The organism is Marinobacterium lacunae (genome assembly GCF_000705555.1).
Lineage (GTDB): Bacteria > Pseudomonadota > Gammaproteobacteria > Pseudomonadales > Balneatricaceae > Marinobacterium_D > Marinobacterium_D lacunae.
Genome location: NZ_JMQN01000018.1, coordinates 19,433 through 38,026 on the forward strand (window position 1 = coordinate 19,433; position 18,594 = coordinate 38,026).

Below are 18,594 nucleotides of genomic sequence, written 5' to 3' on the forward strand. Positions count from 1 at the left end.
GGAAACGATCAGCGCCGTCCGATCATATCTTGAAGGCGCTGACCACCGAGCCCAATTCATCGGCCTGCGTCTGCAACTGAGCCGACTCCTGACGCATCTCGCCCACCTGACGGGAGGCGTTATCCGAAAGGCTGCTGATCGATGCCATGTGCTCGTTGATGTTATTGGCCACCGCCGACTGCTCCTCGGTGGCGGCGGAGACCTGCTCGGCCATCAGGCGGATATTGGCGACGGAGTCCACCACCTGTAACAGAGCCTTGCCGGCAGTATCAGCCTGCTGCACCGCCAGCTGCGTCTCTTCATAACCCTGCTCGATCGCGCCATTGGCCGCTGCTGCGTTACTTTGCAGCTTCTCGATAATGCTCTGGATGCTGGCGGTGGACTCGTGGGTTTGTTGCGCCAGACTTCGCACCTCATCGGCCACCACCGCAAATCCGCGCCCGGCCTCACCGGCCCGTGCTGCCTCGATTGCTGCATTCAGCGCCAGCAGGTTGGTCTGCTCGGATATCTGGCGGATCACCTCAAGCACCTTGCCGATTGACTGGCTATCCTCATTCAGACGCCCAACCACTTCAGTGCCATGTTCCACATAACGGGCCACCGCATGAATACTGGCGATTACCGCGTCCACTTCATGCCGCCCCTGCTGCGCCAGACCGTCCACCACAGTGGCGGAGTCCGAGGTGGAGGCCACGTTGCGCGCCACCTCTTCAAGGCTCTGGGCCATCTGGTGCACAGCGGCCACCACGGTGTCGATCTCGCTCTTCTGCTGATACACGCCCTCGGTCATGCGCTCGGTCATCATCACGCTCTGCCGGGTGGCGCTGGCGACATGCTCGCTCGCGTTGGAGGTGCGGTGCACCAGTTGCTGGATCAGCTCGACAAAGGCGTTGAAATTCGTGGCCAGCATGCCGATCTCGTCACGGCGGTTCATCTGAATCCGCGCGGTCAGGTCGCCGTCGCCGTTGGCGATCTCATCCATGCGGTGGGAGATAAAGTTAAGCGGCGCAATAATCCGTGCCAACAGCAGCATACCCACTGCCAGCATCAGCACCGCAATGACCACACCACTGATCAGCAGCATGCTGCGCGCACCGGAGGCGACCGCTTCCGATGAGTCATCCACCTGTACCCGGATCGCCTGCGCTTTACCGGAAAGCAGATCAAGCTGTTCAAGCACCGCGCCCATTGCCGAGGTCAGGTCGGACTCGATATCCACAAGCGCCGCCTCGCCGTTTAACTGACGCCGCTTGGTTTCGAACAGTGCATTGTCCTGACCAAACAGGGTGCCGATCGTGGTTTCGTACTGCGCAAACAGCGCCGTGGCTTTCTTCTGCATCGACTCGTTGGCGTACAGCAAGCCTTCAAGACGCGCGAGGTTATCCGCCAGGTACTCCGAAAGCGGACCGAGGTGCTCGGTTTGCAGCGCTTCGAGCTCTTCAACCGTGTTGGCCATCATGATGCGGCGCGACAGTGCCGTCAGCTTCACCATATCGAGGCGAATCCGCTCGCTGAGCGTCAGTGCCTTGGGCTCGTTACCGAATACGATTTCACGAAAACCGGTACGCAGGTTATCAAGTGCTTCTCGACTGCTGTCTTTAAGCCCCCTTACCTCGCGCTCGAACTGGCGGCTCTGGCGCGTTACCAGATGCCCAAGATCTGTCGAGAGTGCCTCGATCTGCTCGACGCTGGCGTCGGTCTGTGCGTCGATCTCACGAATCAACCGGGGCATCTCCTCCTCCAGTTTCAGGATGGTCATCGACTGCTGGTGGAGCGTGGCGCCCAGCGACTTATAACGATCGAAACGCTGCTCAAGATGATCGAGATCGCTACTGAGTGCCTGCTGCTGATCGTCCGACAGATCCAGCTGGGCAATGATTGCCCGATCCTGCTCCAGCGACTGCTCAAACAACGACGTGTCGGATTGCTCACTGATACTTTCAAGCTCCTGTGCAGACACGGCAGAGAGCACACGGCTGTTGCGCGCCAGCATGTCGGCCACCGCCTGGCTTATGTTGCGCCCCTGGGTTTCAAACAGAGCGCTCAGGCTGAGTTGCCGCTGATTCTCGCCCAACGTGCCGATCGCCTGAAACGCGATCGCCCCGAACAACACCAGCGAGAGTAAATTGATAACCAAACCCGCGATGAGTGACTGCCTGATCGTAATATTCAATTTCATCACAACTTCTGTTCCGGCTAGTGCATTGGAATAATAGTAGTAAACAAAAGCATTTTTTGGGCCAGCGCACTGACATGAGAATATTTTTCAAAAAAGCATAGAAAGGCAATCTATTTCCATACAACTCTGGAGGTATATCAAGAAATCATCGGATCTCGTCTTTTCCCTCTCCGGCCTTTTTTCACGAAGCGAGCTCGAAAATGGCGCACAACGCGCCTGAGAGGCACTAAAACCACGCCCTGCGCTTTACCCGCCACCGCCTGTACGGCATATTGTTGTCCCCTGCTACAAAGCAAGACCCTCTGTTCCATTTTGGGTCACACGACGACAAGATCGAATTAAGGACGTTCCGATGATCACACGACGCTCCCTGCTGGCCGCTGCGGCCACCTGCATGATGCTCAGTCCCCTCGCACAGGCCGACTACAAGGCCGAATACACCGTATCCACCGTTCTGCCCTCTGCGTTTCCCTGGGGACAGGCTGCCGACAAATGGGTCGAGCTGGTGAAAGAGCGCTCCGAAGGGCGCATCAACATGAAGATTTACAGCAGCGCTCAGCTGGTCTCCGGTGACCAGACCAAAGAGTTTTCCGCCATGCGCTCTGGCCTGATCGACATGGCTGTGGGCTCCACCATCAACTGGTCACCGCAGGTGGTAGAACTAAACCTGTTCTCCCTGCCCTTCCTGATGCCGGACCACAAGGCGATCGATGCGATCACTCAGGGTGATGCAGGCAAGGCGGTATTCGATGCCATCGAGAAAAAGGGCGTCACGCCGCTGGCCTGGGGCGAGAACGGTTTCCGTGAACTGTCCAACTCCAAGCTGGCGATCAGCCAGCCCTCTGACCTGCAGGGCCTGAAGATCCGCGTTGTCGGCTCTCCGCTGTTCCAGGACACCTTCTCGACTCTGGGCGCCAACCCCACCCAGATGAGCTGGACCGATGCCAAGCCTGCCCTGACCACTGGTGCCGTTGATGGCCAGGAAAACCCGCTGTCCGTGTTCGACGTGGCGCGCATCGATCAGGTTGGCCAGAAATACCTGACCCGCTGGCACTACATGGCTGACCCTCTGGTCTTCGCCGTGAGTACCCGTGTATGGCGCACCTTCTCACCGGAAGATCAGGCCCTGCTGAAGCAGGCCGCCATCGACGCCGGCAAATGGGAGATCGAGAAATCCCGCTCTGAGCTGGACGCCACCTTGGCCACCATCCGCGAGCGCGGTGTTGAAGTGACCGACCTGACACCGGAGCAGCACGCGGCCTTCGTTGAAGCGACCCAGTCTGTCTACGACACCTGGACACCGAAGATCGGTGCCGATCTGGTCAAACAGGCGCAGGACGCCGTGGCTAACCGCAACAACTAAGCAACAACGAAAGCAACAACGAAAGCAACACCCGAACCCAAGCCCAGCCCGCCCGCCATGCGTGGCGGGCCTTTTCCTTTCTGGAGTTTTCATGTCATCCAGACCGCCCAAGGCACGGCCGGAACGCACACTGGCCGCGCTGGCGTTAACCGTTATCTGCCTTATCAGCCTCGGCAACGTGGTGGTGCGCTATGCCACCGATGCATCTTTCGCCTTTACCGAGGAGTTTTCCGTATTTCTGCTGGTGATCGTCACCTTCGCAGGCGCCGCCGCTGCCGCCCGCGATAACCAGCACATCCGCATTGAACTGATCGAACACATGCTACCGGCGCGTTTCTTGCCGGTGCTGTACATCCTGCAATGGGCCGCCGGTGTGGCGGTACTCGGTGCCGCCTGCTGGTATGGCTACACCTTTGCCATGGAGGAGTACGAGTGGGAGTCACTCTCACCCGGGCTTGGACTGCCCAACTGGATCTACGTGGCCTGGTTGCCTCTGCTATCGGCGGCGATTCTTGTGCGCATGACGCAAAACCTGATCGACCGCCTCACGGGGCGCGACCGCGCAGAGGGAGAGCAGCATGACGCCTGATATTCTGATGGTCGGCGGCTTCCTGCTGGCCCTGTTCCTCGGTATCCCCGTGGCGATATCGCTCGGTGTCGGCGGCATGATCGGCATACTCGCCGGGCTCTCGCCGGATATGCTGGCAACGCTTGGCACCAACACCTACAACAGCGTGGCCAAGTATCCGCTGATCGCCATACCGCTGTTTATCCTTACCGGCCTCATCTTTGAGTACGCAGGCGTAGCCGCAAGCCTTGTGCGCTTTGCCCAGGCTCTGATCGGGCCGCGCCACGGCGGACTGGCCGTGGTAGTGGTGCTGGTCTGCCTGATTATGGGCGGCATGAGCGGCTCGGGCCCTGCCGATGCCGCCGCCGTTGCCATGGTGATGCTGCCGAGCATGAAGCGCGCCGGTTATCCACAGCCGTTCTCGACTGCGCTGATTGCGGCGTCCTCCTCCACGGCAATACTCATACCGCCGTCGATTGCGTTGATTCTGTACTCGATTGTGGTGCCCGGTGTCGACCTGCGCGCGCTGTTTGCCGCCGGTATCTTCCCCGGCATTCTGGCGGGCCTGTCGCTGCTGCTGCCGGCATGGCTACTGGCCCGTCGCTACGGCTGGGAGAACCCCGAAACCACCGAGCGCCCGGCACTGGGCGAGAGCTTCCGTCAGGCACTGCCTGCACTGTTTGCCCCTGTCTTGATACTTGGCGGCTTGCGCTCGGGCCTGTTTACGCCCACCGAAGCGGCGGTAGTGGCCGTAGCCTACGGCGTAATTGTCGGCACGGTGATCTACCGCAAGCTGAGCCTTAAAGACCTGTGGAACCTGATGGGCGAAGCGGCGATTACCTCAGGCATCGTGATGTTTATTATCGCGCTGGCAGGAATCTTCGCCTGGGCAGGCACTACGCTTGGCACCTTCCGCCATCTGGCCGAAGCGATGCTCTCGCTCTCGGAAAATGGCTGGGTGCTGCTGGGGCTGGTGATGCTGCTGGTTTTGCTGGCAGGCATGCTGCTGGATGCGATCTCAATCTACCTGATCCTGATCCCCATCGTGCTGCCGCTGATGCAACACTTCGGCTGGAACCCGATCTGGTTTGGCATCCTGCTGGCGATGAACATCGCCATCGGCCAGTTCACCCCGCCTGTCGCGGTGAACCTGATGGTGACCACCCGCATCGCCAATATACGGCTGGAGCAGACGCTGGGCTGGACGATGATCTTCGTGCTCAGCATGGCTGTTAGCCTGCTGCTGGTGATGCTTGTCCCCGGCTTTGCCCTATGGCTGCCAGAAAAACTCGGGTATGTGGTGGGGCCCTGGTAGGCCTGCCAACTGCAACAGGGTTGCCCGATGCTCGATAGCATCGGGCCCTTCACCACCGCGCGCCTCGACGCCCGTCACATGACATGGAAGCCACTTGATGCAGCCCTCTCTACTTCGCCTGTTTGACCTTCCCTTAAGCGCGCGCTACATGCTGGTATCCTCACTGGGTTTCGCGTTGATGGGGGCTTGCGTCAAGGCAGCAGGCGCGAGTGGGCTGCCGGTACTGGAGATTGTCGCGGTTCGCGCCCTGATTTCGCTGGTGCTCTCGTTTATCGATATTCGCCGCAAGCGCATACCGATGTTGGGGCAGAACCGCCCCCTCCTGATGCTAAGAGGCGTATTCGGCACCATCGCCCTTATTGCAGTGTTCTATTCGGTCACCACACTGCCGATTGCCCAGGCTATTCTGCTGCAGTACATCCACCCCACATTCACCGCCGTGCTTGCGCTGTTTTTCCTGAAAGAGCGCATCAATCTGGGCACCGTTCTGTGCATTGTGCTGAGCTTTATCGGACTTTCTCTGGTAACCGCCCCACAGTGGTCGGCGCACAGCACCACCGATATCAGCTGGTTAGCGATTGCGGCGGCATTAACAGGCGCCTTTACCAGCGCCTGCGCCTATGTGGTGGTCAGGAAACTGGCCCAGACAGAGGATCCATCGGTCATCGTGATCTATTTCCCGATGGTCGCCGCGCCTATCTCAGCGGTGTTGCTGATCGCGCAGCAGAGTTTTGTTGTCCCCACCCTTTACCAGCTCACGCTGTTAGTGGCCATCGGCGTACTTGTGCAAATTGCGCAGATCGCCCTGACAAAAGCGATGTCGGTTGAAAACGCCGGTAAAGTCAGCGCTTATGGGTATATTCAGGTGGTGTTTGCCGCGTTACTGGGCATGATGTTTTTTGATGAAATCCCCACCGGCTGGACGCTGGCTGGAGGCGTTTTCATCATTGCAGGCGCTTTTATAAACAGCTGGAAGAAGTCGCTTAAAAGCCGCTGAGCACCCCATCAAGCTGAATATCCTGGCATCTCCGTCAGTCTGCTGATGATCTATACACCTCTGAAAAAGGGGAGTGCTGGTGTGAAAAAACAGCCTAAATATTATGACTGGACACCACAGTCACTTGTTAGCTCTGTATACCAAATTCATCCAACGTTCTTTCATAATACTCAATATAACCTTTTAAAGCTGGGTAGCTATGCAACACAATTTTGACTGAATCTACAGTTCCTGCTTTTTTAGTTGCGCTTCGCACTCCGGCCTCCAGAAGGCACCATGTAAGCTCGTAACTTACGAATTCCTTTATAGGATATGAATGAGTTTTCGCACCTAGAGGATACTTAAGTGGATAACCCGCACTCATCGGGACCACTTCCTCATCAAAAGGCATCTCAATAAGAAAGGTAGATGCCATCACCCTATAACCTCTGACCAAATCCAACTCATCTAATGGCTTCAAATCTGTAGCAAATTCTTCCCCTTCGTATATAGCTAAAGCGCATCCGTGCAGAGCTAAAGGGTAGCCATGATAAGTAGCATTCCGTAAAGCTTTTAATATTTCTGTGTACGCATTCCAACCGGGATATTTATTAGCAGCCCAGCTATCTCCAGTTAAAAACTTAAATTCCTTTCTCATAGTCTCTGTAAGCTGTTGGCTTTTGTAAATGTACTGTTCGAAAGCGTAGCGAAACTTGACCGGATACCGCCTTGACCCATTTAAATCGTGATATAGCCGTCTCAAGTCTTCGGCAACTACCTCAGTTCCTCTTAACTCTCTCACGTGAACTCCCTTCAGCTAACAGCCCATTTACGAGGTCTTCTACCTCATAATAATCATTAACGAGAATACCTTTTAATTATCTTTGTGGCATTCTCAAGCATTATAATCGATTGATATTTAAAGCGTTTTTGGATCACAAAACTCTTTGAGCAATCTAAAAAGGTATACCTTCTCGTTACCTGACCTGAGAAAGGTATAGCGAATACTGAACACAGAGATGAAGGCTCACGGGTGGAGGCACTGCCAGAAAGGTTGTGAGCAACCGCCAATGGCGGGTTAGACAAGCAAGTATCCATCTACCGTCCCTCTGGATCTTGTGTGCGTAGCTATGCGTCTACTGCCTGTATGACGCTAGAGACAGTTTGCTGCGTTTTTACCTTGGGCACAAGCGTGTATGTATCACGAAGAAAAGGCCCCGAAGGGCCTTTGATGGAGGGTGAAACAAACAGGTTGATCAGCGGTTGACGTGGTCCGGTCCAAACTCCGGATAGGCGTGCATACCGCATTCGTGGAGGTCCATACCTTCGGCCTCCTCTTCATCGCTGACACGCAGCCCCATCACCGCCTTGATAACCAGTAGTACGATAAAGCTGGTGATGAACATCCACGCGAAGGTTGCAACCGTGCCGATCAGCTGGCCGGTGAAAGTGGCGTCAGGGTTGGAGATCAGCACCGCGAAGATACCCCAGATACCGGCAGCGCCGTGTACCGAGACCGCACCGACCGGATCGTCGAGTTTGAGTTTGTCCATCAGCAGTACAGAGAGCACCACCACGGCGCCACCGACAGCGCCGATGAGGCTGGCCACGCCGGCAGAGGGCTGTAGCGGCTCGGCGGTGATCGCCACGAGACCGGCCAGCGCACCGTTTATGGTCATGGTCAGGTCGGTCTTGCCGAACAGTACGCGAGCGATCAGCGCCGCCACCACCATACCCGCAGCTGCGGCCGCGTTGGTGTTGACGAAGATCTTGGCCACCGCGTTGGCTTCCTCTACGTTGGAGATTTTCAACTCCGAGCCGCCGTTGAAGCCGAACCAACCCATCCACAGGATAAACATACCCAGTGTCGCCAGTGGCAGGTTGGCACCGGGGATGGCGCGGACCTCTCCGTTGGCCCCGTAGCGCCCTTTACGCGGGCCGACCAGAATGACGGCTGCGAGCGCGGCAGCAGCACCGGCCATGTGCACAACCACGGAACCGGCGAAGTCCTGGAAACCGAGCTGGTCGAGGAAACCGCCGCCCCACTTCCAGTAGCCTTCAACCGGGTAGATCACGGCGACCATCACCACGGCGAACACCAGGAAGGGCCAGAGTTTCATCCGCTCGGCCACCGCACCGGAGACAATCGACATGGTCGCCGCGGCAAATACCGCCTGAAAGATGAAGTCGGCCATGCTGGAGTAGTAAGGTGCATCATCCGCACCGGAGGTCACGTCGGCAACGCTATTGTCGCCACCGAGCAGGAAGTCGATTCCCGGCACCACCGAGTTGATCGGGTTGCCCGGATACATGATGTTGTAACCCACGACGAGGTAGACAATACAGGCGATGCCGTACAGCAGCGCGTTCTTGTTCAGGATCTCGACCGTATTTTTAGCCCGTACCAGCCCCGATTCGAGCATGGCGAACCCGGCCGCCATCCACATCACCAGCGCTGTGCACATCAGGAAGTAGAAGGTATCAAGTGCGTACCCTAACTCCAGCACCATTGTTTCCATAAGCAGGATCTCCAAAACTGTCTCATCTCAGGATGGCCCCCAGGTGACGTTCAAACGCCAACTATTTAGGGGAATATTTATTTCCTGATACGAATAAGCAATCCGTGGGCCAATCCGTTGTAAGGCTTCTGATTTCGTGCGCTCACCGCTTGGATCTACGCGAAACCCCACTGAGCTAAACCAAAAAGGTGCAGCCGTAGAATCGGACCGCCCCAATGTTGCGCAAAAAAATCCGGGCAGATCACCGGGATACGCACAGGACCTCCGACACCGGCACTTGCAGGGGATGCCGGTGTCGCATCGGCGCATCGGCGCATCAGATCAGGTTGAGCCAGCGCTCCATCAGCGTGCGGGCGAATTGAGTCTGTTTGTCCTGATAGCGCTCGAAGTCCCGATTGACCTGCTCCACGAGGCTCGCCACCTGCTGTTGATCCTGACGCGGGTTGCCGATCAGCTCACGGCGGGTCCAGATATCCACAATCTCGGGCGTTACCTCGAAGTGGCACTGAAAGGCGTAGGTACGCTCGCCGATCCTGAACGCCTGATGGGCAACCGCCTCGCCCTCCATCAGCAGGGTGGCCTGCTCCGGCAGGTCGAAGGTGTCGGAGTGCATCTCGAACAGCATCTGTTCTGAATCCAACCCACCCAAGAGCGGATCGCCGTCGGCGACTTCGTTCAGTCTCAGCGGTGTAAAGCCATACTCCAGGAACCCTTGCGGGCGCACCTGTGCATCGAAGGCGTAGGCTATCGACTGGCAGCCAAGGCAGGAGCCGAGGATCGGTTTGCCTGCCGCGTGAAAGCTGCGGATCAGTGCACCCAACTGGTCAAAGTAGAATTTGAGCGCCGGATCGTGCACGCTGACCTCGCCGCCAAACACGATCAGGGCGTCGTAATCGACGATCGATTCCGGCAGCTCATCGCCGTGACGGCGGTAGAACCAGTGCAGTTTTCCGCCCCTGGCCCGCACCGCCTCGCCGATGCGGCCGGACTCCAGATCGCCCTCCATGCCGCCGGCCATGATTGCGACGATATCCATCAGACGATCCCTTTTTCCAGATACTCGTCCAGTCCCGGTGTCCGGTAGCCATCCTCGCTCCAGGTGATGGGGAAGTAGGCTTCATCCACCTCGTTGGAGCCAAACTTCTTATAGCGGCCGTAGATCGGCCCGTTGCCGACGGTCATAAGTGCCGGGTTGAACTGGATATCGGACTGGAAAAAGTGCGCGGCCAGTGCCCGGCGCGGTACATCGGCACGGTTAACGCGGGAGCCATGCCAGAGCCATCCGTCGTGAAACGCCCCACCGCCCGGCGGCACCTCGATCGGGACCAGCTCCAGCTCGAAGCCGTGGGTTTCCGCCCATTCACGCACCTCTTTAAGATCGTCCTCCGGACCGTGAAACTGCATGATCGGCTTCGCTTCGCCCCACTTGTGAGAGCCGCGAATGTAGACCAGCGTACCCCCTTCGGCGGTGGTGTGATCCAGCGCCAGCCAACAGCTGACCAATGCGGGCTTGTCTATCCAGAGTGAGTACATACTGTCCTGATGAAAGCCGATAGGACGGCCGTTCACCGGTTTCCACAGCAGGTTATCGATCATCAGCCGGGCACCATTCCAGCCACCGAGCTGTGCACAGGCCTTGCCCAAATCCTCGGACAATATGTGACGTGCCACCGCCAGATCCGATTTCCAGGCGTTGCAGATCTGGTGGGTGTAGGGCGGGCTGCCGCTGGGCAGGTTGACCTCATCCGGCTTGATCCCGGTTTCGTATTCGCCACGCTGGAAGATCCCCTCGTAGCGGTCGAGAATCGCCTGTGCCGCTTCCGGCTCGATCAATTTATCGACAATCAGAAAGCCATCCTTGCGGAACTGTTCGACCTGTTTTTCAGTGATGTTGATCATGATGATGCCGCCTAATCAGTAGAAGGTGAGATAACGGTTGATTTCCCATTCGGATACGGCGCTGTGGTAGGCCTGCCACTCCTGACGCTTGAGCTTCAGGAAACTGGCAATCAGGCGCTCGCCCAAGACCTCGCGCAGCAGGCTGTCCCGTTCCAACGCATTAAGCGCATCGCTTAGGTTCTCCGGCAGGCGCGACACACCAAGCTCGGCAATCTCGCTGGCACTGAGGTCATAGAAGTTCACCGAATGGGCTTGGGGCGCTTCCAGTTCGCGGTCGATCCCGTCAAGACCGGCCGCGATGATCGCGGCCAGCGCCAGGTAGGGGTTCATACTGCTATCGCCGATACGGACTTCGATGCGACCGTAAGGTATGCGCACCATCGCCGAGCGGTTGTTGTCACCATAGGCGATGAATACCGGTGCCCAGCTGGGGCTGCCCGGTGCGCCGGTGATCAGACGCTTATAGGAGTTCACAGAGGGGCACAGCAGCGCACAGAGCGCCGGAGCATGCTCGATGATGCCGGCGATGAACTGGTAGGCGGTCTTAGACAGCCCCATACCGCTGGCATCGGTTGCGTCGTGGAACAGGTTGTCGCCCTTTTCATCCACCAATGAGCAGTGCACATGCATGCCATTGCCGGTGGTGGTGGCGCTGAGCTTGGGCAGGAAACTGCAGATGCCGCCCAGATTGTTCGCCACCTCCTTCGCCGCCATCTTGAAGAACTGCATGTTGTCGGCGGACTTCATCGCCTCGTCGTACTTGAAGTTCAACTCGAACTGGCCGTTGGCGTCCTCATGATCGATCTGGTACACCTCAAGACCGATGGCGGTAAGGGCGTCGTACAAACCTTCGAGGAACGGCGCGTTGCGGGTCAGCCCCTGATAGTCGTAGGTGGGCTTATCGAGGGTGTCGGTAGCGTCAAACGGCACCACGGCGCCGTTTTCATCGCGCTTGAGCAGGTAGAACTCAGGCTCCAGACCGGTCATCAGGCGCAGGCCGCGCTGGCTAAGGCGCTCGGTCTGCGTGGCCAGCACATTGCGCGGGTCCAACGGATAATGACTGTCGCCGACGAAGCCGTGGCCGCGAATGCAGGCGTAGCCGGGCAACCAGGGCATCAGCGCCAGGGTGGAGAGATCAGCCACCATCATGAACTCCGGGTCTTGCGGGCGCATATCGAAGCCGAGGATGGCGCCACCGGCAAAGCCTGCGCCGGATTCGGTCAGATCCTTAAGGCAGTGCACCGGCACCGCCTTGCTCTTGATACCGCCATGCAGGTCGACAAACTGGGCGAGTATATAGTTAACGCCGTGCCGCTCCAGAAAGATGTGTGCTTCCTCCAGGACATTCTCCTGGGGTGCTCTCCAGACGGAGGACAACATGTTGGGTTGATGAGACATCCACTTCCCTCCTTTTGAGTTTCGGATGGAGGTAGTGTCTCAGTGGCAGGGGTTAAGGGCCTTGACCGCAGAGCGCGCTCTTTTGACATTCGGTGCCAATCGTTAGCGGCACCCGATAGAGGGAAGAATTAGCGGGTACGCCAGTCGCTCGGGCTCATGCTTTTCCAGCGAATGAAGGCGCGGGTAAACGCCGAAATTTCCGAGTAGCCAAGACGAAAGGCAACCTCAGAAATACTCAGACGCTGATACTCCAGATAGTAGATCGCCAGCTCCTCGCGCAGTTCATCCACCAGCTCTTTGAACGAATAGGACTCCGCCGACAGCTGCCGCTGCAGCGTGCGCTTTGAGAGATTAAGCCGCCGGGCCACCTGATCGATACCGGCATCCCCCTCGGGCAAGAGCTCCAGCAGTTCGCTCTTGACCTGCTGCGCCGTGCTCAGCAGGCGCGGCTGCTCACCCACCAGCTCGCTGATGGTGCCACGCACCACGTTGTTGAGCATCTCGTTGGCATCCGGCATCGGCTTATCGAGGCAGGCTTCAGGAAAGAGAATCAGGTTACGCGCCTGCTGGAAACGCACATCGCACTGAAACGCATCACGGTGCGGTTCGGAATTAACCAGCGCCGGATGCTGAAAGTGCACCTCCAGCGGTGACCAGCGCTCGCCGAGCGCACGTCTGAGTACGTTGTTGAGCATGCCCACTGTCAGCTCCGCATCCTGACGCCGATCGACGATGTCGCCATCAAGCAGCCGGTACTCCAGTTGGCAGATCCCCTTTTCGATACTGAAACCGAGCAAGCTGTTGCGCTGGAACACATCGAAATAGCCCTGCATTCCGGCGATGGCACTGCGCAGATCGGGCGAGGTGGTAGCAAAGTATCCGAACAACCCCAGCCCTTGTGGGTCGAACTGTTCACCAAACCAGAGACCGAAATGCTCGTTGCCGGTCGAGCGAGCTGCCTCGTGCATGGAGTGGCAGTAGTTCTTTAGCGAGATATGACGATTGGGTTCGCGATACAACCCCGAGCGAAGACCGGCCCGCGACAGCACCTGACGGCTGTCGCCCCCCTGCCGATCGATAAACTCCTCAAGCCCCAGCGTGACCGACGCCAGTACACTGGATTCTGACCGAGGGGAGCGAAAACGCGGATGAGAGAGGGTCATAATATTCGTCACTCTTAGGTATACGAAATATTATTTTGCAAGTATCACGCCGACTCCATCAGGCGTAAATCCACCTGATATAGGCGTGCATGACTCTCTCTTGCCCCAAAAATATGCAACCGCTATTCAGCTTGCACTACAACGTTCCAGCGACCAAAGAGATCTTTATACCCGCTCACTCAATGCCAGCTTAAGCCCAAGCGCCGCAAAGCTTGTTGCAAAAAACTTCTGAATCGCAACGCTCGCCTTCTCCGACCTCATAATAAATGCACTAAAGGTGCCGGATAAGAACCCGTATACGATGAAGACTGCGAACGTCATCAGCATAAAAACAAGACCGAGCACAAGCATATTACCCAATACACTGTCTGTCGTTTCCGGAATAAACTGAGGCAGAAAAGCCAAAAAGAAAATCGACAGTTTTGGATTTAAGATATTCAGTAGAAACCCTTTAACGACAAGGCCCCAATAGCGGGTATCCGACTGCTGATCCGCAATAGAGAGCGGCGAGGATGAGCGCCACATTTGCCACGCCAAATACAGCAAATACGCCGCACCCACATACTTAACAACCTGAAACGCGACGGCACTGGTATGAAAAATGGCGGCAAGTCCAAGTGCACTGGCCAATAAGGCTGGAATAATGCCCAACGTACAACCGAACGCTGCGAACAGGCTAGCACGCTTGCCAGCAAACAAACCCGTCGCCACCGTGTACAAAACACCGGTTCCCGGAATCAAAACGACCACTAACGACGTCACTAAAAACTCTAACGAAATCATCTGATATTTCCTTTACCTTGAAGGCGTTAACGCTCTAATGCATGACGCCGTTAAAGGGCCACGGCTGTGCAGCTGCGCCCTACTCCATTACAGCCCCTCTTTTGCCCGAGCAAGCGCAGCCTCAATAGCGGCTCTGGCTTGTGGGCTATTCTTCCAGCACGTTGTGCGCAGCATAGAGGCCACCATGTCCGCGATGTAATCCGCCCGATAAGTCGCCAATTCTGCAAGCGTATCGATTCCGATCTCTTCAAATCGTTTCACAACGGTGGGCCCGACGCCCTTAACCGATAGAAGCGCTTCCCTTTCCTGATTCGAAAATGCCACAAAGCCTCCTTTAAACAGATAGCGCTTTCGTCAGTGTGCTGTTTTGTAGCCACCGGCACAAGATTGGCATTTCACGAAAAAAAGGCCCCGAGGGGCCTTTGATGGAGGGCAGGAGCTTCCCGACACAGTCGGCTCCCTTGATGAAAAGCGTGTTGTGCGACGCGCTCAGCCCTGTGCGGCTTCTACCGCTTCGCAGGCTTCCAGTGTGTTTTGCAGCAGGCAGGCGATGGTCATGGGGCCCACACCACCGGGCACCGGTGTAATGGCCGATGCCTTCGCTTTTGCCGCCTCGAAATCCACATCGCCCACCAGCTTGCCGGTGTCGAGGCGGTTGATACCGACATCGATCACCACGGCACCGGGTTTAAGCCACTCACCCTTGACGAAGTTGGGTATACCCACCGCGGCAATCACGATATCGGCGCGAGCCAGTTCACCCGGCAGGTCCCGGGTTTTGGAGTGGCAGACGGTGACGGTGGCCCGCGCCATCAGCAACTCCAGCGCCACCGGGCGGCCCACGATGTTGGAAGCGCCTATCACCACCGCGTTTTTGCCCATGGGGTCGATGCCGTAGGCGTCGAGCAGGCGCATGCAGCCGTAGGGCGTGCAGGGGCGCAGCGTCGGTGCCTTTCCGGCCAGACGGCCCAGGTTATAGGGGTGGAAGCCGTCCACGTCTTTCTGCGGGTCGATGCGTTCGATTACCGACTGCACATCGATCTGTTTCGGCAACGGTAGTTGTACCAGTATGCCGTGAATCTCGGGGTCGGCGTTCAGGGTATCGATCAGCGTCAGCAGGTCGGATTGGGTGGTTTCCTTCTCCATACGGTAGCTGCGCGAGAGAAAGCCCACCTCTTCGCAGGCCTTGACCTTACTGCCCACGTATACCTGAGAGGCGGGGTCTTCACCCACCAGCACAACGGCCAGACCCGGAGCGGGCAGGCCCCGTTCAACTCGCAGTTTTACCTTTTCGGCTATCTCTTTGCGCAGCTCGGCCGCCACCGCCTTGCCGTCGATCAGCTGAGGGGTTTCCACGGTTCTCTCCTGATTATCGAATCTGTTGGGGTACTCTTAAGAGGGTGTTCAGGGGCTGCCCGCACAGCGGCGCAGCCCTAGGATTGAGGGTGAGGCTCAGTATCCGCCCTGCCCCGGAATCCAGGTGGTACCGGCCAGCGGGACGCGCGCCATCGCCGCGGATTCCACGGTCAGTGCCACCAGGTCTTCCGGCTCCAGATTGCGCAGGTCGTTCTTGCCACAGGCGCGGGCCAGAGTCTGCGCTTCCAGCGTCAGTACGCGCAGGTAGTTGGCCAGCTTGCGACCGCCCTCAACTGGGTCCAGACGCTTCATCAGTTCCGGATCTTGAGTGGAGATACCGGCCGGGTCTTTGCCCTCCTGATAGTCGTCGTAGAAGCCAGCAGCGGAGCCGATCTTCTTGAACTCTTCGTCGTACATCGGGTGATTACAGCCCAGTGCAATCAGTGCCGCGGTGCCGATGGCCACAGCATCAGCCCCCAGTGCCATGCACTTGGCCACATCGGCACCGTTGCGGATACCGCCAGAGACGATCAGCTGTACCTTGCGGTGCATGCCCATCTCTTGCAGCGCCTGAACCGCCTGCGGAATCGCGGCCAGCGTCGGGATACCCACATGCTCGATAAACACATCCTGCGTCGCGGCGGTACCGCCCTGCATACCGTCGACCACAATCACGTCGGCACCAGCCTTAACCGCCAGTTTCACGTCGTAGTATGTACGGGTCGCACCCACCTTGATGTAGATCGGCACCTGCCAGTCGGTGATCTCGCGCAGCTCCTGAATCTTGATCGCCAGATCGTCAGGGCCGGTCCAGTCCGGGTGACGGCAGGCAGAGCGCTGGTCGATGCCCTTGGGCAGGTTACGCATCTGCGCCACACGGTCGGTGATCTTCTGGCCCAGCAGCATACCGCCGCCGCCCGGCTTGGCGCCCTGACCGAGCACCACTTCAATGGCATCGGCCTTGCGCAGGTCGTCCGGGTTCATGCCGTAACGGGACGGCAGGTACTGATACACCAGTTTCTTGGACTGGCCACGCTCTTCCGGGGTCATACCGCCATCACCGGTGGTGGTGGAGGTACCGGCGATAGAAGCACCGCGACCAAGCGCTTCCTTGGCATTCGCCGAGAGCGCGCCGAAGCTCATGCCCGCGATGGTCACCGGAATATCCAGCACAATCGGCTTCTTGGCGAAGCGGGTGCCGAGGGTGACCGAGGTGTTGCACTTCTCGCGGTAGCCCTCCAACGGGTAGCGCGACATGGACGCACCGAGGAACAGCAGGTCGTCAAAGTGCGGCAGCTTGCGCTTGGCGCCGAAGCCACGGATATCGTAGATACCGGTTTCGGCGGCACGGCGGATCTCGTGCATGGTGTTACGGTCGAAGGTGGCCGATTCGCGCAGACCGTCTTTTACATTGATATCGTTGCTCATAATGAATTCCTCAATCAGTACGCACCGGCGTTATCGACTTTGAAGGTGTACAGCTGACGGGCCGAGCCGTAGCGCTTGAAGCTGGTCGGGTCTTCATCGACACCGGCACGGTTCAAAAGCCCGGTCAGTTCCTCGATATGCTCGGGGCGCATCTCCTTCTCGATGCAGTCGGCACCGAGGGATTTCACGGTTCCCTTCACGTAGATGTGCACTTCGTACAGGGAGTCACCGAGTGCATCGCCTGCATCGCCGCACACGACCAGCGAGCCGGACTGGCCCATGAAGCAGCTCATGTGGCCGACGCTGCCCTTGACCACGATATCCACACCCTTCATGGAGATGCCGCAGCGCGCTCCGGCGTTGCCTTCGATCACCAGCAGGCCGCCCTGTGCCGTGGCCCCAGCTGCCTGCGAGGCATCACCCTTGACGCGCACAGTGCCGGACATCATGTTCTCGGCCACGCCTTGACCGGCGTTACCGTGGATGGTGACGGTGGCTTTCTTGTTCATGCCAGCGCAGAAGTAACCGGCGTGGCCCTGGATATCGACGGACAGGCTCTGATCAAGCCCCACCGCCAGATTGTGCTGGCCCTTGGGGTTGAGCACCTGCCATTCGCGCTCCAGACACTCGCCCGCCTGATCGTGCAGGGCCTGATTCAGTTCGCGTACGCTGGATTCAGCCATGTTGATGGTTTTCATGTTCAGTGCTCCTTAGCTGCGTTCCCAGACGTAGAAGGTGGCCGGTTCCGGCTCCCAGACTTTGGCGTTTTCGATGCCCGGCAGGGTGGTCAGTGCCTGATACTCCGAGGCCATGGCTACGTAGTCGTCGGTTTCTGCCAGTACCGCCGGCTTGCAGGCGATCGGGTCACGCATGACGGCAAAGCCGTTGCGGGTACCGATGGTGAAGGTGAAGAAGCCGTCCAGATCCTCCAGCGCGTGCTCCAGCGCAGCCTTGAGGCTGTCGCCCTGACGCAGACGCCATGTCAGGTAACCGGCCGCCACTTCGGAGTCGTTCTCGGTCTCGAATTTGATCCCCTCGCGCTTGAGGTTCTCGCGCAGGCGGTTGTGGTTCGAGAGCGAGCCGTTATGCACGAGGCACAGGTCCTGCCCTGTGGAGAAGGGGTGAGAACCCTCCATGGTCACGGCTGACTCGGTGGCCATACGGGTATGGCCGATAATGTGGCTGCCCTTCATGCCGCTGAGGGTGAACTTCTCGGCGATCTGCTCCGGCAGGCCCACCTCTTTGAGGATCTCGATAGAGCGTCCGACGCTCAGGATCAGCACCTCGGGCGCCATCTCGGCCAGATAGGCACGCACCTGCGCCTCTTCGGCGGCCACCTTGAATACGGCGACGTTGGCGTTCTGCATCCAGGAGAGCTCGACACTCATGCTGCGACGGATATCGTCCGCCAGCTGCTCCCAGTTGTAGCGGCTATCGGGGTGGCGCAGGGTCAGCTTGACCCAGCCGTTGGGCACTTCATCACCATAGATGGCAAAGCCTGCACTGTCGGGACCGCGGTCGGTCATCGCGATCAGCATCGGCTCGAACAGTTCACCCAGCTTGCTCTCAAGTGCCGGGTTCTTCAGATAGAGTCCTACTATTCCACACATACTCTTTACCTCTTGCCGGAGCAGGTCCGGCGCTTAA

The 18,594-nt window shown here is 58.1% G+C and carries 17 protein-coding genes; 4 read left to right on the plus strand and 13 right to left on the minus strand.

Annotation, left to right across the window (positions count from 1 at the left end; all coding sequences use genetic code 11):
- Positions 1-22: 22 nt before the first annotated feature.
- On the minus strand, positions 23-2,179 hold the full coding sequence (locus ADIMK_RS21275; RefSeq protein WP_051692630.1) for a methyl-accepting chemotaxis protein: 2,157 nt from the start codon (positions 2,177-2,179) through the stop codon (positions 23-25).
- 352 nt (positions 2,180-2,531) lie between these two features.
- Between ADIMK_RS21275 and ADIMK_RS06935 the strand changes: the two genes are divergently transcribed.
- The 4 genes from ADIMK_RS06935 to ADIMK_RS06950 all read left to right on the plus strand — a co-directional run bounded on the left by ADIMK_RS06935 (position 2,532) and on the right by ADIMK_RS06950 (position 6,422).
- Positions 2,532-3,542 carry a DctP family TRAP transporter solute-binding subunit gene (locus ADIMK_RS06935; protein ID WP_036185556.1) on the plus strand — a complete coding sequence of 337 codons (1,011 nt, stop codon included), beginning with the start codon at positions 2,532-2,534 and terminating at the stop codon, positions 3,540-3,542.
- Between the two features lie 91 nt (positions 3,543-3,633).
- Complete coding sequence (locus ADIMK_RS06940) at positions 3,634-4,131, plus strand: TRAP transporter small permease (protein WP_036185560.1); 498 nt, start codon at positions 3,634-3,636, stop codon at positions 4,129-4,131.
- Positions 4,121-5,425, plus strand: a complete 1,305-nt coding sequence (locus ADIMK_RS06945; RefSeq protein WP_036185562.1) for a TRAP transporter large permease — start codon at positions 4,121-4,123, stop codon at positions 5,423-5,425. Before ADIMK_RS06940 ends, ADIMK_RS06945 begins: the two co-directional genes overlap by 11 nt.
- A 97-nt stretch (positions 5,426-5,522) precedes the next feature.
- Positions 5,523-6,422: a DMT family transporter gene (locus ADIMK_RS06950; RefSeq protein ID WP_036185564.1), complete on the plus strand. Its 900-nt coding sequence runs from the start codon at positions 5,523-5,525 to the stop codon at positions 6,420-6,422.
- Between the two features lie 127 nt (positions 6,423-6,549).
- Here ADIMK_RS06950 and ADIMK_RS06955 read toward each other — a convergent pair whose 3' ends face one another.
- From ADIMK_RS06955 to ADIMK_RS07010, 12 genes are all read right to left on the minus strand, one after another.
- Positions 6,550-7,203 (minus strand): hypothetical protein, encoded by a 654-nt coding sequence (locus ADIMK_RS06955; protein WP_036185565.1) that lies wholly within the window; start codon positions 7,201-7,203, stop codon positions 6,550-6,552.
- Between the two features lie 454 nt (positions 7,204-7,657).
- Positions 7,658-8,920, minus strand: a complete 1,263-nt coding sequence (locus ADIMK_RS06960; protein ID WP_036185567.1) for an ammonium transporter — start codon at positions 8,918-8,920, stop codon at positions 7,658-7,660.
- Positions 8,921-9,236: 316 nt separating this feature from the next.
- A complete protein-coding gene (locus ADIMK_RS06965; protein WP_051692632.1) occupies positions 9,237-9,956 on the minus strand; it encodes a type 1 glutamine amidotransferase in 720 nt (239 codons plus the stop codon).
- Positions 9,956-10,819 carry a phytanoyl-CoA dioxygenase family protein gene (locus ADIMK_RS06970; RefSeq protein ID WP_051692633.1) on the minus strand — a complete coding sequence of 288 codons (864 nt, stop codon included), beginning with the start codon at positions 10,817-10,819 and terminating at the stop codon, positions 9,956-9,958. Before ADIMK_RS06970 ends, ADIMK_RS06965 begins: the two co-directional genes overlap by 1 nt.
- Positions 10,820-10,834: 15 nt before the next feature.
- Positions 10,835-12,217 carry a type III glutamate--ammonia ligase gene (gene glnT, locus ADIMK_RS06975; protein WP_231517013.1) on the minus strand — a complete coding sequence of 461 codons (1,383 nt, stop codon included), beginning with the start codon at positions 12,215-12,217 and terminating at the stop codon, positions 10,835-10,837.
- Positions 12,218-12,345: 128 nt separating this feature from the next.
- Positions 12,346-13,380: an AraC-like transcriptional regulator QhpR gene (qhpR, locus tag ADIMK_RS06980; RefSeq protein ID WP_036185572.1), complete on the minus strand. Its 1,035-nt coding sequence runs from the start codon at positions 13,378-13,380 to the stop codon at positions 12,346-12,348.
- 165 nt (positions 13,381-13,545) lie between these two features.
- A complete protein-coding gene (locus tag ADIMK_RS06985; RefSeq protein ID WP_036185576.1) occupies positions 13,546-14,163 on the minus strand; it encodes a LysE family translocator in 618 nt (205 codons plus the stop codon).
- Positions 14,164-14,250: 87 nt separating this feature from the next.
- The gene (locus ADIMK_RS06990; RefSeq protein ID WP_036185578.1) at positions 14,251-14,487 is read right to left on the minus strand and encodes a helix-hairpin-helix domain-containing protein; all 237 of its coding nucleotides are present in this window, start codon (positions 14,485-14,487) and stop codon (positions 14,251-14,253) included.
- A 165-nt stretch (positions 14,488-14,652) separates the two neighbouring features.
- Positions 14,653-15,519 carry a bifunctional methylenetetrahydrofolate dehydrogenase/methenyltetrahydrofolate cyclohydrolase FolD gene (gene folD, locus ADIMK_RS06995; RefSeq protein WP_036185580.1) on the minus strand — a complete coding sequence of 289 codons (867 nt, stop codon included), beginning with the start codon at positions 15,517-15,519 and terminating at the stop codon, positions 14,653-14,655.
- Positions 15,520-15,615: 96 nt separating this feature from the next.
- Complete coding sequence (locus ADIMK_RS07000) at positions 15,616-16,947, minus strand: FMN-binding glutamate synthase family protein (protein ID WP_036185582.1); 1,332 nt, start codon at positions 16,945-16,947, stop codon at positions 15,616-15,618.
- A gap of 14 nt (positions 16,948-16,961) precedes the next feature.
- Entirely contained in the window at positions 16,962-17,645 is a 684-nt protein-coding gene (locus tag ADIMK_RS07005; RefSeq protein WP_036185584.1) for a GltB/FmdC/FwdC-like GXGXG domain-containing protein, read from the minus strand.
- Positions 17,646-17,657: 12 nt separating this feature from the next.
- On the minus strand, positions 17,658-18,557 hold the full coding sequence (locus ADIMK_RS07010) for a class II glutamine amidotransferase (RefSeq protein WP_036185586.1): 900 nt from the start codon (positions 18,555-18,557) through the stop codon (positions 17,658-17,660).
- Between the last annotated feature and the right edge of the window lie 37 nt (positions 18,558-18,594).

Coding starts and splice junctions, on each gene's coding strand:
- ADIMK_RS21275 (WP_051692630.1), bottom strand. CDS start 2,179: ATGAAATTGAATATTACGATCAGGCAGTCACTCATCGCGGGTTTGGTT.
- ADIMK_RS06935 (WP_036185556.1), top strand. CDS start 2,532: ATGATCACACGACGCTCCCTGCTGGCCGCTGCGGCCACCTGCATGATG.
- ADIMK_RS06940 (WP_036185560.1), top strand. CDS start 3,634: ATGTCATCCAGACCGCCCAAGGCACGGCCGGAACGCACACTGGCCGCG.
- ADIMK_RS06945 (WP_036185562.1), top strand. CDS start 4,121: ATGACGCCTGATATTCTGATGGTCGGCGGCTTCCTGCTGGCCCTGTTC.
- ADIMK_RS06950 (WP_036185564.1), top strand. CDS start 5,523: ATGCAGCCCTCTCTACTTCGCCTGTTTGACCTTCCCTTAAGCGCGCGC.
- ADIMK_RS06960 (WP_036185567.1), bottom strand. CDS start 8,920: ATGGAAACAATGGTGCTGGAGTTAGGGTACGCACTTGATACCTTCTAC.
- ADIMK_RS06965 (WP_051692632.1), bottom strand. CDS start 9,956: ATGGATATCGTCGCAATCATGGCCGGCGGCATGGAGGGCGATCTGGAG.
- ADIMK_RS06970 (WP_051692633.1), bottom strand. CDS start 10,819: ATGATCAACATCACTGAAAAACAGGTCGAACAGTTCCGCAAGGATGGC.
- glnT (WP_231517013.1), bottom strand. CDS start 12,217: ATGTCTCATCAACCCAACATGTTGTCCTCCGTCTGGAGAGCACCCCAG.
- qhpR (WP_036185572.1), bottom strand. CDS start 13,380: ATGACCCTCTCTCATCCGCGTTTTCGCTCCCCTCGGTCAGAATCCAGT.
- ADIMK_RS06985 (WP_036185576.1), bottom strand. CDS start 14,163: ATGATTTCGTTAGAGTTTTTAGTGACGTCGTTAGTGGTCGTTTTGATT.
- ADIMK_RS07000 (WP_036185582.1), bottom strand. CDS start 16,947: ATGAGCAACGATATCAATGTAAAAGACGGTCTGCGCGAATCGGCCACC.
- ADIMK_RS07005 (WP_036185584.1), bottom strand. CDS start 17,645: ATGAAAACCATCAACATGGCTGAATCCAGCGTACGCGAACTGAATCAG.
- ADIMK_RS07010 (WP_036185586.1), bottom strand. CDS start 18,557: ATGTGTGGAATAGTAGGACTCTATCTGAAGAACCCGGCACTTGAGAGC.